Genomic DNA, 12,941 nt, shown 5'->3' with positions numbered 1-12,941 from the left:
AAGTGGTCGTTGTGCACAATCCTGGACTTGTGGTTGTACAAACCGTCCCACTGCGAGACCTGGTCGCGCGAGTCGACCTGGGACTGACCGTCCTGTGTGGAGCCGGCACGCTCGACCGGCCGGTCCGCTGGGCGCACGTGTCCGAACTGGAGGACCCGACGCCGTACCTGGTCGGCGAGGAGCTGCTGCTCACGGCCGGGGTGCGGTTCCCGTCCGACGTGGCCGCCTACGTGTCCGGGCTCGTGTCGTCCGGCGTCTCCGCGATCGGGTTCGGCGTCGAGCCGGAGTTCCCGACGGTGCCGTCGTCGCTGGTGGACGTCTGCGCGGCGCAGGGCATGCCGCTGCTGGAGGTGCCGCCGTCGACGCCGTTCCTCGCCGTGTCGCAGGCACTCGGCGCGCTGCTCGCGGAGATCGCGGGGCGCGAGCAGCGGATGCTCGCCGACAGCCAGCGCGCCCTGACCCGCGCCGCGACGCGCGTCCGTCCCGTCGAGTCGGTGCTGACGACCCTCGCCGTGGTGCTGAACTGCCGTGCCGACCTCGTGGACGAGGCCTCCGCACCGCCCGACGTCGTGTCACTCGTCGGACGGGTGTCGTCCGGTCGGGGACCTCGTTCGGCTTCCGCCCAGGTGGGTGAGGACCAGGTGACGCTGGACCCGGTCGAGTCCGCGGTGCTCGTGGTGCGCCGGCCGGCACCGCTGTCTCCCGCCGAACGCGCCGTGGTCGCGGTGGCGCTGGCGTTGCTCGGGCTGCTGCGGCGGGACCTGGAGAGCGAACGCGGCCAGATCGCGCGGCTGGCGGCCTCGGCGCTGTTGAGGCAGCAGGTGTCCGGGGTGTCCGCGGTGCTGGGGGACGGTCCCCACCGGGTGGTGGCGGGACAGTCGCGGGCGGACTACGACGTGCTGGCCGCGCGGTACGGGCCGCTGGTGTCGAAGGAGGGGGAGGGGTTTCTCGCGCTGGTGGCGGCCGGGGTGGAGGTGTCGGGGCCGGTGGGGGTGTCGCCGGTTGCCGCGGCAACGGAAACCGCAGCGTCCGCAGTCGATGGTCCCGGCGCCGCACCCTCTGTCCCCAGGTCCGCGGTGGACGCCGCCGCGGCCGAAGCCTCCGCCCTGCTCGCCCGCGCCCTGGCCACCGGCGAGCCCGCCTTCCCCGCCTCCGGCCTGGCGTCCCTCGTGGACCCCGTGGCCGCCCGCGCCTTCGCCCGCCGCGAGCTCGCACCGCTCGCCGGACACCCCGAGCTCGTGGACACCCTGCGGGCCTGGCTCGCCCAGCACGGCGGCTGGGACCGGGCCGCGGCGGTGCTCGGCGTGCACCGGAACAGCGTTCGGCACCGAATCTCACACGTCGAACGGCTGCTCGATCGTGATCTTGGAACGGCCGACGCGCGTGCCTCGCTGTGGTTCGCGCTGACGTGGCTCGATTAATTGCTTTGCGGCCGGTGCGCACTTTCGGTCATCATTGTTCCATGATCCGAGCAGATGAATGGGCCGGAGCGCCCTCAAAGCTGTGACCTGCTAGTTCACTTTCTTCTATTTCTGCGAGCATTTTCTTTTCGATGCTCGTCCTTGGCGTGTTCGTCTAGTGGTCAGGACGCTGGACTCTCAATCCGGAAACACGGGTTCGATCCCCGTACGCGCTGCGTGGCCCGGTCTCAGTGGGGTGGACCGGGCCCTCCCGCACAGGTGTCCATGTCAGACGGACCCAAAGAATCTTCGAAAACTTCGCCCGAATGGTCTAGGCGCCAGTTACGCTCTGCGAATGGCTGCGGTCCCCGCCTTCGCTCGATACGAGGTCGACGTTCGTCGGCCGAACGCCGCGCGCATCCATGACTTCTACCTCGGCGGCGCGCACAACTACGCCGCCGACCGCGCGTTCGCCAAGCAGGCCGTCCGGATCGACCCGGAACTGCCCGCCGTGACACGGGCCCAGCGGACGTTCCTGCGTGACGCCGTCCGCCACTGCTGGGCGGCGGGCGTGCGCCAGTTCCTCGACCTCGGCTCGGGCATCCCGACGTGCGGTGCCACGCACCAGACGCTGCCCGACGCGCGCGTGGTCTACGTGGACTCCGACGCCGTGACGGTCGCGTTCTCACGCGGACTGTTGCGCGGCGAGCCGCGGACGTGCGCGATCGAGGCGGACCTGCGCCGCCCCGACCAGGTGCTGCGGCATCCCGGCGTGCTGTCCCACTTCGACCTGCGCGAGCCGTACGCGGTGCTGATGGTCGACGTCCTGAGGTACGTCGACGACGCGATCGGACCGGGTCGGGTCGTGCGCCGCTATCGGCACGCGTTGCCCGCGGGAGGGTTCCTCGTGGTGTCGCACTCGACGCCGGTCGACCAGCTCATGGAAGGCCTGGAGACCGAGGCGCCCGCCGTCGTGCCGGGCGCGTACGCGGGGATCGGCCGCAAGGGCAGTATCTGACGGCCTTCCGGCCCCTCCTAAGGCAACGTGCGGGAAGCGCTGGAGCGGGCGAAGGCGTTGCGGTCGGCTGGCCGGCCGCAGGACGCCGCTGCGGAGTTGCGCAAGGCGCTCACGACGGCGGACGACCGGTGTGAGCTGCTCTACCTGTTGTGGGACTGCCAGTTCGTGCTGGGCGACCGGGCCGCGGCGCACGAGACCCTGCTGGAGGCCAAGGGACTCGCGCGCGGGCCGATGGTGCAGCGCGTCGCCGTCGCCGAGGCCAGCTGGCTCATGTCCGAGGGGGAACACGCACGCGCCGTGCGGCTCCTCTCGTCGTTGGAGATCGAGGACCAGACTGTTCGTGCGTACGCGTTGAGCGTGCAGGGTGTGTGCGAGGCGTTCCTCGGTGACGTACAAGCGGGTGTGGCGTCACTGGAGGAAGCACGGACGGCCGCGCACCGCAGCGGCAGCGTCCGCGAACTCTGCCGGGCCGTCGGCAACCTGACGTACGTGCTCGGCAGCTCCGGGCAGCACGAGCGCAGCGCGCGCATCGGCAAGGAAGCGTTGACACGGCTGGAGGTTCAGGGCCTCGCGCCGACGTTCAGCGCCGTCATCCGCTACAACCTGTCGACCAGCCTGCTGGCCCTCGGGCGGTGGCGGGAGCTGGACGAGCTGGAGGTCCCGGACGCCATCCCCGGCAACAAGGCCGCGCGGATCCTGCTCTGCCAGGCGGAGGCGGTCGCCCTGCGCGGCGAGGATCCCGACGACCTGATCGAGGAGGCGGAGAAGGCGATCGACGGCCCGGACGCGTTGTTCGCTGCCCAGTGCGCGTACACCAGAGCCGTCGCCGCACGGGCCCGCGGACGGTTCCGCGTCGCCGTGGAGCTGTGCCGCGAGACCGTCGCGGACCTGCCGGACGCGTTGACCGGCGGTGAGGTGCTGCGGCTGTGCGCCGAAGGTCTCGGTGCCGCGCGCGACCTGCAGGCGGCGGGCGGCAGGGTGACCAAGCTCGACGATCCCGCCGCCGTGGAACGGGAGCTGCTCGCCCGGCTGCCCGAGCCGTGCGGACCGGAGGACGAGGTGTGGCGCCGGGTCGCGCTGGCCGAGACGGGCCAGGACTCGTGGGCCGGGATCGCGGCGGCGTGGGACCGGCTGAGGATGCCGTACCAGGCCGCGTACGCGCGAACCCGTTGTGGTGAACCGGAAGCGCTGCGTCACGCCGACCGCGCCGCCGAACGGCTCGGCGCGCTGCCGTTGGCCGCGATGGTCTCACGGCAGGCGCGCAGGCAGCGCATTCCGTTGCTGCACAAGGCCACACCGAAACTAGGCACGTTGACCCCGCGTGAGCGCGAGGTCCTGGAGCTCTTGGGCTGGGGTCGCACGAACAAGGAGATCGCGCACGAACTGGTGCTCAGCGTCCGGACCGTGGGGCTGCACGTGTCGCACGTGCTGGCCAAGCTCGGCGCGGGCAACAGGTCCGAGGCGGCGCGCATAGCCCGCGACCAAACCTAGGTATTGCTCTGGATGTGCCGGCCGGTGCACGTGCGTTTTCCTTGAGCAACAACAGAAACCTGCGACGCGGTGCTGACGACCCACCGGCGACACCGCCGTCGGCAACAGAATTCCGGGGCGCCGAGCGGTGGGCGCGGCGTCCCGGAGCCCACCACCCCGAGGGGGAACGTCTTGATGAACCCGACCGATCCACCCACCAACACCGAGCTCTGGGCCGTGCTGCACGTCGACGAGTTCGAGTTCCGCCTCGTCAAGCCGTGGAACCTCGACACGCTCACCGCCGCGTTGCGCAACGCGGCCGCGCGCGGCACTCAGCTCGAAGTTCGCGCGTACACGGAACTGAACGCGGAGGTCACCGTTCTGGTGAACCCCGCACGCGCGCGTGTGGTGCACGTGGCCAAGCGGAACGTCGTCGTACCGCGCAACGGCATGCCCGACGTTTCGGTGAACGGTTTGACAAACGTGAAGGCGGGGTAAACCGGCGAGCGACAGAAACGGAGCCTGGAGGGCGACATGACCCACCGCATCAAGGTCGCCGGTCTGCAGCCGGTGCAGTTGCTGGCCGGACTGGCCGGCATCGCGTTCATCGTGTTCGGCGTCGTGGGCTTCACCCGCACCGGGGTCGGCGACTGGGCCGCCCAGTCGTACGTCCTCGGGTTCTCGGTGAACCCGCTGCACAACACGGTGCTCGTGGCCGTCGGCGTGCTCGGCCTGCTCATGGCCCTCGGTTCGGGCCTCGCCCGGCTGTACGGCTGGCTGCTGTTCGCCGGTTTCGCCGCGCTCTTCGTCTGGGACCTCATGATCACGGGGATCCTCGCCCAGAACCCGGCGGACGAGTACGGCAACCCGCTGGCCGTCAACACGAACGACAACTGGCTGCACCTCGGCCTCGCCGTCTTCGGCCTGCTGCTCGCGGTCATGCCCGCGCGCCGCAAGCTGGTCGAGGACGAGGAGCCCGTCGTGCCGGAGCCGCGTTCGGAGGCGTTCCGCGACGAACGGGACGGCACGCCGATCACCGAGCCGCTTCCCGCGGCACGCAGGGAGCCGATCACCCAGGAACAGGCGGTGGTCGACCCGAACACGGAGCGGGTGAGCAAGGACAAGATCAAGCACTGACACCAGGGCAGTCCCCCTGCCCCGGTCACCCGGACGTCCCCTGTCCGGCACAGATGCGTCGCGTCAGGCCCTCGGGCCTCCCGCGGCGCATCTGTCTCGTTTCCGGGCCCTGCGGTGTCCGGGCCCCTACGCAGGACTGACGTGGCGTCTGTTTCCATGGCGCGATGCCTTCCGAGTTGCTGACCGGCGAAGTGCTGATCACGTGGGGAACCGCGCTCGCCGCGTTCCTGGCCGTCGCGCTGCACGGGATCTGGCGGGTCACCCGCAACGTCATCACCATCGCCCACGAGGGCGGGCACGCGCTGCTCGCCGTGCTGACCGGGCGCCGCCTGAGCGGGATCAAGCTGCACTCGGACACGTCCGGGCTCACCGTGTCGCGGGGAAAGCCGCGCGGGCCCGGCATGGTGCTGACGGCGCTGGCCGGGTACGTCGCGCCCTCGCTGCTCGGGTTCGGCTCGGCGGTGCTGATCACCAACGAGCAGATCCAGCTGATGCTGTGGATCAGCATCGGGTTCCTCGCCGCGATGCTCGTGATGATCCGGAACGTCTTCGGCGTCCTGTCGATCATCGTCACCGGCGGGGTGTTCCTGTTCGTGTCCTTCTACGCCTCGCTGGAGGTGCGGGACGCGGCCGCGTACGTGTTCGCCTGGTTCCTGTTGCTCGGCGGGGTCCGGCCCGTGTGGGAGTTGCAGGTCAAGCGGTGGCGGCGGCAGGCGCCCCGGTCCGACGCCGACCAGCTGGCCTGGCTCACCGGGGTGCCCGCGCTGGGGTGGGTGACGTTCTTCGGCGTGGTCAGCCTGGCCGCCCTGGTGGGTGGCGGGGCGCTGTTGCTCGGCCGGTGGTGAATCCGGTTTGGTCCGGGTGAAATACTCGAGCGAACAAGCCAGCGGGTGAGAGGTGGGTTCAGTGCTGCGTGGGGATGTCGGGCTTGAACTGGGCCAGCGGGTCGCGCGGGCGTTGCGCGTCGCCCTGGACGTGGACATCACCGCCGAGGAAGCGCTGATCCGACCGTCCAACCGAGACGGTGCCGACTACCAGTGCAACGTCGCGATGAGCCTGGCCAAGAAGATCGGGAAGAACCCGCGCGAGGTCGCCGCGCTGATCGTCGAGCACCTCGACGCCGCGGACGCGGTCGAGTCGGCGGAGATCGCCGGGCCCGGCTTCATCAACCTGAAGCTGCGCAGGGAGTGGCTGGAGGCGCAGACCGCCGCGCTCCTGAGCGACGACCGGCTCGGTGTGCCGACGACGGACGAGCCGCGCCGGATCGCCATCGACTACAGCAGCCCCAACGTGGCCAAGGAGATGCACGTCGGGCACCTGCGCTCGACGATCATCGGTGACGCGTTCTGCCGGCTGCTGACGTTCGCCGGGCACGAGGTCATCCCGCACAACCACCTCGGTGACTGGGGCACGCCGTTCGGCATGCTCATCGAGCACATGACGGACGAGGGCCACGGCACCGACCACGAGATCAGCGACCTCAACGCGTTCTACCAGCAGGCCCGGCAGAAGTTCGACAACGAGCCGGGGTTCGCCGACAGGGCGCGGCGGCGGGTGGTGCTGCTGCAGGGCGGCGACGAGACGACGCTCAAGCTGTGGCACGAGCTGGTGGGGGAGTCGCAGCGGCACTTCAACCAGGTCTACGAGATGCTGGAGATCGGGTTGTCCGCCGGCGACAACTACGGCGAGAGCTTCTACAACCCGTATCTCGCGGACACGATCACCGAGCTGCAGCAGAAGGGTCTCATCGAGACCAGTGACGGCGCGCTGTGCGTGTTCCCGCCGGGGTTCACCAACCGCGAGGGCGACCGGCTGCCGCTGATCGTGCGGAAGTCCGACGGCGGCTACGGCTATGCCACCACCGACTTCGCGACCGTGCGGTACTGGGTGCGGGACCGGAAGGTCGACGAGCTGATCTACGTCGTCGGCACGCCGCAGGCGCAGCACTTCCAGATGATCTTCGCGACGTCGAAGCAGGCCGGCTGGCTGGACGACGCGCACACCGCCGTGCACACCGGGTTCGGCACGATCCTCGGTTCCGACGGCAAGACGATCCGGACGCGGGCCGGCGGCACGATCAAGCTGATCGACCTCCTCAACGAGGCCGTCGAGAACTCGTACGGGGTCATGCCCGACACGTCCGAAGTGGAGGGTGAGGAGAAGGACGCGCTCGCCCGCACGCTCGGACTGGGCGCGGTGAAGTACGCGGACCTCTCCAGCGACCGGGAGAAGGACTACGTCTTCACCTGGGAGAAGATGCTCGCCAAGACCGGCGACACGTCCGTCTACATCCAGTACGCGAACGCGCGCACCATCTCCATCGGACGCAAGGTCGGGCGTGTCCCCGCCGGGGACGCGCCGCTCGTGCTCCAGGAACCGGCGGAGCAGGCTCTGGCGTTGAAGCTGCTGCAGCTGCCCACCGCCATCAACGCGGCCATCGACGAGCTCGCACCGCACAAGCTCACGAACTACCTGTTCGAGACGGCGACGGCGTTCTCCACGTTCTACGACAACTGTCCGGTCGCGAAGGCCGAGACGCAGGAGTTGCAGGACTCGCGGCTGCACCTGCTCACGCTGACCTCACGCGTGCTCACGCTGGGACTGTCGCTGCTGGGCATCGGGGCACCCGAAAGGCTGTAAACAGGTTTATCCCTGGTCAGGCAGAGGTACGCAGAGATCGCAACTCTTTCCCCTCAGCCCCTCAGGGAGTCGCGATGACCTGCACCACTCGTTTGCCCAGGCCGGTCACCGACGTGTGGGACTGGCAGATGGACGGACTGTGCCGCGGCCAGAACAGCGCGGTGTTCTTCCACCCGGACAACGAGCGCGGGTACGCGCGGGCGGCTCGGGAGGAGAAGGCCAAGGCGATCTGCGGGCACTGCCCGGTTCTCGCGCAATGCCGCGCCCACGCGCTGGAGGCTCAGGAGCCGTACGGCGTGTGGGGCGGCATGGGAGAGGACGAACGGCGCCAGATCGTGAACGCGGCCCGGCGCCGTGTCCGCGCCTACTCCTCCAGCACGTCCCGCAGCTGACGCAACGTCTTCGCGAGCAGACGCGAGACGTGCATCTGGGAGATGCCGACCTTCTGCGCGATTTGCGTCTGGGTCATGTTGCCGAAGAAGCGCATGATCACGATCTTGCGCTCGCGCTCCGGCAGCTTCTCCAGCAACGGGTGCAGCGCCTCGCGTTGCTCGATCATGGCGATCTCGGGGTCTTCCTCGCCGATGGTCGAGCCGAGCGAGATCGACGAGTCCTCCGACATCAGCATGTCGTCCAGCGACGCGCTCTGGTACGCGTTGCCCGCCGCGAGTCCTTCGTGGATCTCCTCGCGGGACAGGCCCAGGTGCTCGGCCAGTTCCGACGGCGTGGGCGCGCGGCCCAGTGACTGCGACAGGCGCGACGTGCCCGCGTTGATCGCCAGGTGCAGCTCCTTGAGCCGCCTCGGCATGCGCACCGACCAGCTGGAGTCCCGGAAGTACTTCCGGACCTCGCCCATGATCGTCGGCACCGCGAACGACAGGAAGTCGCTGCCCCGCTCCGGGTCGAAGCGGTCGACCGCGTTGATCAGTCCGACCGTCGCGACCTGCACCAGGTCCTCGTGCGGTTCGCCGCGGTGGCCGAACCTGCGCGCGATGTGCTGCGCGACAGGGAGGTGCTCCGTCACGAGCCTGTCCCGCAGCGTCTCGCGCTTGGGGCCCTCCGGCGTGGCCGCGAGCTCGGCGAACAGCGGAGCCAGGTGGTCGTAGTCACCGGAACGCGACTTGGTCGCGACCTCCGGCTTGGCCTCGTCGACCTTGGCGTCCTCGGTCTTGGTGACCTCTTCGGCCCCGGTCACGTCCGCCCCGGTCACGCATCCACCGCCCCTGCCGTGGACTTCACGAGGGCGATGTGCACCACGAACCCTTCGGTCTCCTCGACTCTGGTCTGCACCGAGTCGACGAGCGCGGTGAGCACGCGCCAGCCGAAGCTGGCCTCGTCGGGGCCCGCCGCCGACTTCGCGGAGACCTTCGCCGAGACGTGGACGGCACCTCTGTCGTCCACCGCGAAATGAGCGCTGAGCACGGCGTCCTGTGCCGCCAGCGTGATCAACGTCGAGCACGTCTCGTCAACGGCGAGCTTCAGGTCCTCGATCGAGTCGAGGTCGAAGTCCTGACGCATCGCGATGTCCGCGGCGACCGCACGCACGATGGACAGCTGCGTGGGGTCCGCCGCCATCCGGAGCTCGACGCCTGACAATTGAGTCACAGCCACCTCGTAGTCCGTTCTGCTGAAGGCCGGCAGGTCCTGCCGTACCCGAATCGATCTCATTTCACACGCGCATTGGCACGTGTAGTGGCCGGTCCCGCCGGGAAATCACCTGGCAGAGGCAACCATCGGAAGGGAGCGCTGTGCTGGTGCACGAGGACTACCTGGCTCTCCGCTTCCCAGCTGACCCGCACGAGGTCGGGCCTGTGCGGCACCGGCTCCGCGAGTGGCTGCGGGCCGGCGGGTTCGACGAGGACGAGGCGAACGACCTCGTGCTCGCGGTGAGCGAAGCGATCAACAACTCCGTCGAGCACGCCTACCCCGGCCCCGCGCACGGCACCGTCGAGGTGCGTGCCCACTTCGGTGCGGACGGGGCCACCCAGGTCGACGTCACCGACCACGGCCAGTGGCGGGTGCCGCCACCGGCTCTGACGATGCGCGGACGAGGGCTTCTGCTCATGCGGGAGAGCGTGGACGAGGTCGACATCGTCCGCAGGGCGAGCGGAACGACCGTCAGCCTGCGCCGGGCGCGCACGCCGGTGCAGCCCGTGACCCGAGGCGCACCCGAGTGCGACGTGCAGGTCCACGAGACCTCCTCCGGCGTTGTGGCGGTCGTGTGCGGGGACGTGCCCGCCGAGGCGGGGCCGTCGTTGCGCCGCACGCTGACCACGGCCGCCCGCGGAGGCACCGTGCCGCTGACCGTCGACCTCAGCGGGCTCGGCGTGGAGAAGAGCGGTGTGGACCGTGCTCTTCACGACGTCGCTGAGGCGCTCAGGGCGGCCGGTAACCGGCTCACCGTGCGGACGCTCTAGCTCAGGGCGGAGTCGACCGACTGGTGGAGGTTGAAGACCTCACCGAGGCCGGTGGCCTCCAGCGGGCGCGTCACGGCCCGAGCGGTCGCCACGACCTTGAGGGTGGCGTCCTGCTGCTGAGCCAGCTTCGCGGCCTCGACGAGCACCGCGAGCCCGGCCGAGCCGAGGAACGTCACACCGGTCATGTCCACCACGAAGGTGCCGCCGTCGCCCAGCCCGTTGACGAGCGCTTCCCGCAACGAGGGCGCCGACACCATGTCGACCTCACCGGACACGGCGAGGACGGTGACTCCGGGCGCCGGCTGCCGCACCTTCAGCTCGATCTGCTCCGCACGTGGATCCTGCACAGTCACCGAAGTACTCCCTCTCACATACAGGGAGCCGCCACGCAGCGGCCCCGATGCGGCTGCTGGCTCAACCGCTGCGGACTCAACCGTACGGGAGAGCCCGCACAACAGGACAGGTCCTGCTGTCCGTACCCGGACAATGGTCGGTTCAAACCGCGATCTCAACTCTTCAGGGCGGACCAGAGCCGCTTCGCGACCTCGTGCGCGGCGGACGGCGGAGTGACCACCTCCTCGGCGCTGTCCTCCAGCGTCCCGCCCACGGTCAGGACCAGTGCCGTGGCCACGTCGCGCAGCTTCACGTTGGCGTGCTGGCTCGCGCGGACCAGCAGTTCGAACGCCTCGCCGGGCGCGCTCGGCCTGGCCCCCATCACCAGGCCCTTCGCCTGTTCGATGTACCTGCGGTGCTGGACCATCTTGACCATCTGGTCCGCGCGCAGGGTCTCGCCGGCGCAGAACTCCACGACCGACGCGGCGTGCGCGACGAGCGGTTCCATCTCCTCGATCGCCTTGAAGTCCGCGAGCTGCGGAGCGTGGTCCAGGTAGACGGTCAGCACCACCGGACCGCTGTCGCCCCAGCTGCCCGGCACCGCCACCACGTGCAGGTCACCGATCGGCCCGGACGTCTGCCGTTCGTCGCGGGAGGCGACGACGAGTGGCCCCTCCCCGGCGTCGAGCTGGGCCTGGTCCAGCTCCCCGGCGACGCCCACGGACCGCAGCTGCTGGGCACCCGGCCAGACGCTCAGACCCACGCCGGGGCATCCGTCCATCTGCTCGCACAGGTGGGTCATCAACCTGTTGAGCAGCTCAGCACCGAATTTCACCTGGTCCACCCGTGGAGGTTAGCCCCGGCCGATGTCAGGCGGGCGTTGTGCGGTCATCGGCGTACGACGAACGGTTGCGCAGGCAAGGACCCGGAGATCCGTTCCGCTTCGGGCCCGGACAGCTCGGCGCGCCGATCGATCCAGTTAACGCTTTGGATCCGAACACGTCACGTGTTCTGAACCACAGTCCGCCAGAATTCGTTTGCAGGGATAACGCCGGACCCCCGGCACGCGACATCCCTGATGTCACGGAGGGACAGAAATGAGAACCGCCATGGAAACCCAGCCGCAGCAGGACGCGGAGTGCGACTCGGCACTGCCGACCACGCCGTGCAGCGTGGTCTGGAGCCGCGGCCACGCCTACGTGCTCGAGGGTTTCCGCGCCCGCTGGGTCGGTCGTGACGACCGCGGTCGCCCGCACGCCATCACCGGCGCCGAGATGCAGCGCCGGGGCTGGACGCACACACGCACCGCCTGAACCTCGCAAACTGAACGAAGTACGCAGAACGACCGCCACACCCGCAACCAGTCGCACCGCGTGCCGTGACGCCATCCGGCAGCCCCTGCGCAGTCACTCGTTTAGAGTGCGGGTGTGCGTGATCCGGCTGATCGCCTGCTGACGATTCCGAACCTGCTCAGCGTGTTGCGGCTGGCCGGTGTTCCGCTCTTCCTGTACCTGTTGCTCGGACCCCGCGCGGACGGCTGGGCGCTGCTCGTCCTCGTCTTCGCGGGGCTCTCCGACTGGCTCGACGGCAAGCTCGCGCGCTGGCTCAACCAGATGAGCAACCTCGGCGCGCTGCTCGATCCCGCCGCCGACCGCCTCTACGTGTTCTGCACGCTGCTGGCGTTCGTCATCAGGGACATCGTGCCGCTCTGGGTCGCCCTCGTGCTCGTGGGGCGAGAGGTCGTCGTCGGCATCTGCCTGCTGGTGCTGCGGCAACGGGGCTGGGGCACCTTCGAGGTGACCTACCTGGGCAAGGCCGCGACGTTCAACCTGCTGTACGCCTTCCCCCTGCTGCTCCTCGCGCAGGGCGACTCCGGGTGGGCGCAGGTCGCCCTGCCGTTCGCCTACGCGTTCACGGCCTGGGGCGGGGCGCTCTACCTGTGGTCGGCGCTGCTGTACGTCTACCAGTTCTTCCTGGCCCTGAGGACCACACCTCGCACGGTCGCGTGAAAAGATCACCCCATACAGGTTCAGCACGAGGAGCGCAGTCAGTTGATTCCCGAGGAGCTTCGCTACACCGAGGAGCACGAGTGGATCGCCAGCAGTGGCGAGAGCACAGTGCGCGTCGGCATCACCGACTACGCCCAGGAACAGCTCGGTGACGTCGTCTTCGTCCAGCTGCCCGAGGTCGGTCACACCGTGGCGGCGGGTGACACGTTCGGCGAGGTCGAGTCGACCAAGAGCGTCTCCGACCTCTACTCGCCGCTCGACGGTGAGGTCGTCGCCATCAACGACGCGTTGGTCCAGGCCCCGGACTCGGTGAACACCGACCCGTACGGCGAGGGCTGGATGGTCGAGATCAGGCTGAACGACCCCGAGGCGCTGGAAGGCCTGCTGGACGCGGACGCGTACAAGGCGTTGGTGGAGAAGGAGTGACGTCGATCTTTCGCCGGATCTTCGGCCGGAAGGGGAGCCGCGCTGAAGGCGGTGACCCCAACGCGATAGGTTTTACCGGAAGTGACGGATC

16 protein-coding genes and 1 tRNA gene are annotated in these 12,941 nt (G+C 69.3%); 13 read left to right on the top strand and 4 right to left on the bottom strand.

The features are described from left to right. Positions 1 to 29 precede the first annotated feature (29 nt). From ACFWN2_RS18100 to ACFWN2_RS18060, 9 genes are all read left to right on the top strand, one after another. Positions 30 to 1,421: a PucR family transcriptional regulator gene (locus tag ACFWN2_RS18100; protein ID WP_382428627.1), complete on the top strand. Its 1,392-nt coding sequence runs from the start codon at positions 30 to 32 to the stop codon at positions 1,419 to 1,421. Positions 1,422 to 1,564: 143 nt separating this feature from the next. Beyond that, positions 1,565 to 1,636 (top strand) — tRNA-Glu (locus ACFWN2_RS18095). A gap of 119 nt (positions 1,637 to 1,755) precedes the next feature. Beyond that, positions 1,756 to 2,418, top strand: coding sequence for an SAM-dependent methyltransferase (locus ACFWN2_RS18090; RefSeq protein WP_382428626.1), 663 nt, complete (start codon positions 1,756 to 1,758; stop codon positions 2,416 to 2,418). 27 nt (positions 2,419 to 2,445) lie between these two features. Then, the gene (locus ACFWN2_RS18085) at positions 2,446 to 3,909 is read left to right on the top strand and encodes a LuxR C-terminal-related transcriptional regulator (protein ID WP_382428625.1); all 1,464 of its coding nucleotides are present in this window, start codon (positions 2,446 to 2,448) and stop codon (positions 3,907 to 3,909) included. Between the two features lie 174 nt (positions 3,910 to 4,083). Next, positions 4,084 to 4,386, top strand: coding sequence for a hypothetical protein (locus ACFWN2_RS18080; protein ID WP_382428624.1), 303 nt, complete (start codon positions 4,084 to 4,086; stop codon positions 4,384 to 4,386). Positions 4,387 to 4,422: 36 nt separating this feature from the next. Continuing rightward, complete coding sequence (locus ACFWN2_RS18075) at positions 4,423 to 5,025, top strand: DUF4383 domain-containing protein (protein WP_382428623.1); 603 nt, start codon at positions 4,423 to 4,425, stop codon at positions 5,023 to 5,025. Positions 5,026 to 5,189: 164 nt separating this feature from the next. Continuing rightward, positions 5,190 to 5,870, top strand: a complete 681-nt coding sequence (locus ACFWN2_RS18070; protein ID WP_382428622.1) for a M50 family metallopeptidase — start codon at positions 5,190 to 5,192, stop codon at positions 5,868 to 5,870. A gap of 61 nt (positions 5,871 to 5,931) precedes the next feature. Continuing rightward, positions 5,932 to 7,665, top strand: coding sequence for an arginine--tRNA ligase (gene argS, locus ACFWN2_RS18065; RefSeq protein WP_382428621.1), 1,734 nt, complete (start codon positions 5,932 to 5,934; stop codon positions 7,663 to 7,665). 74 nt (positions 7,666 to 7,739) lie between these two features. Beyond that, positions 7,740 to 8,057 carry a WhiB family transcriptional regulator gene (locus tag ACFWN2_RS18060; protein ID WP_382428620.1) on the top strand — a complete coding sequence of 106 codons (318 nt, stop codon included), beginning with the start codon at positions 7,740 to 7,742 and terminating at the stop codon, positions 8,055 to 8,057. Here the strand turns inward: ACFWN2_RS18060 and ACFWN2_RS18055 are convergent. Together ACFWN2_RS18055 and ACFWN2_RS18050 are read right to left on the bottom strand one after the other, a co-directional pair. Beyond that, positions 8,030 to 8,761 carry a SigB/SigF/SigG family RNA polymerase sigma factor gene (locus tag ACFWN2_RS18055; protein WP_382428748.1) on the bottom strand — a complete coding sequence of 244 codons (732 nt, stop codon included), beginning with the start codon at positions 8,759 to 8,761 and terminating at the stop codon, positions 8,030 to 8,032. The genes ACFWN2_RS18060 and ACFWN2_RS18055 overlap by 28 nt on opposite strands. 110 nt (positions 8,762 to 8,871) lie before the next feature. Continuing rightward, a complete protein-coding gene (locus ACFWN2_RS18050; protein WP_382428619.1) occupies positions 8,872 to 9,270 on the bottom strand; it encodes an ATP-binding protein in 399 nt (132 codons plus the stop codon). A gap of 143 nt (positions 9,271 to 9,413) precedes the next feature. Between ACFWN2_RS18050 and ACFWN2_RS18045 the strand changes: the two genes are divergently transcribed. Next, positions 9,414 to 10,082, top strand: coding sequence for an ATP-binding protein (locus tag ACFWN2_RS18045; RefSeq protein WP_382428618.1), 669 nt, complete (start codon positions 9,414 to 9,416; stop codon positions 10,080 to 10,082). Here ACFWN2_RS18045 and ACFWN2_RS18040 read toward each other — a convergent pair. Beyond that, positions 10,079 to 10,435 (bottom strand): STAS domain-containing protein, encoded by a 357-nt coding sequence (locus ACFWN2_RS18040; protein WP_382428617.1) that lies wholly within the window; start codon positions 10,433 to 10,435, stop codon positions 10,079 to 10,081. The genes ACFWN2_RS18045 and ACFWN2_RS18040 overlap by 4 nt on opposite strands. 155 nt (positions 10,436 to 10,590) lie before the next feature. Next, the gene (locus tag ACFWN2_RS18035) at positions 10,591 to 11,259 is read right to left on the bottom strand and encodes an ANTAR domain-containing protein (protein ID WP_382428616.1); all 669 of its coding nucleotides are present in this window, start codon (positions 11,257 to 11,259) and stop codon (positions 10,591 to 10,593) included. Between the two features lie 253 nt (positions 11,260 to 11,512). Between ACFWN2_RS18035 and ACFWN2_RS18030 the strand changes: the two genes are divergently transcribed. The 3 genes from ACFWN2_RS18030 (at position 11,513) to gcvH (ending at position 12,850) form a co-directional block, all read left to right on the top strand. Further along, positions 11,513 to 11,728 carry a hypothetical protein gene (locus tag ACFWN2_RS18030; RefSeq protein ID WP_382428615.1) on the top strand — a complete coding sequence of 72 codons (216 nt, stop codon included), beginning with the start codon at positions 11,513 to 11,515 and terminating at the stop codon, positions 11,726 to 11,728. Positions 11,729 to 11,842: 114 nt separating this feature from the next. Then, positions 11,843 to 12,424 carry a CDP-alcohol phosphatidyltransferase family protein gene (locus ACFWN2_RS18025; RefSeq protein WP_382428614.1) on the top strand — a complete coding sequence of 194 codons (582 nt, stop codon included), beginning with the start codon at positions 11,843 to 11,845 and terminating at the stop codon, positions 12,422 to 12,424. Between the two features lie 42 nt (positions 12,425 to 12,466). Next, the gene (gcvH, locus tag ACFWN2_RS18020) at positions 12,467 to 12,850 is read left to right on the top strand and encodes a glycine cleavage system protein GcvH (RefSeq protein ID WP_382428613.1); all 384 of its coding nucleotides are present in this window, start codon (positions 12,467 to 12,469) and stop codon (positions 12,848 to 12,850) included. Positions 12,851 to 12,941: the final 91 nt, after the last annotated feature.

It is taken from the genome of Lentzea sp. NPDC058436 (genome assembly GCF_042721515.1).
In the GTDB taxonomy this organism is placed as follows: Bacteria; Actinomycetota; Actinomycetes; order Mycobacteriales; family Pseudonocardiaceae; genus Lentzea.
This window is presented reverse-complemented; position numbering and strand designations above follow the sequence as displayed.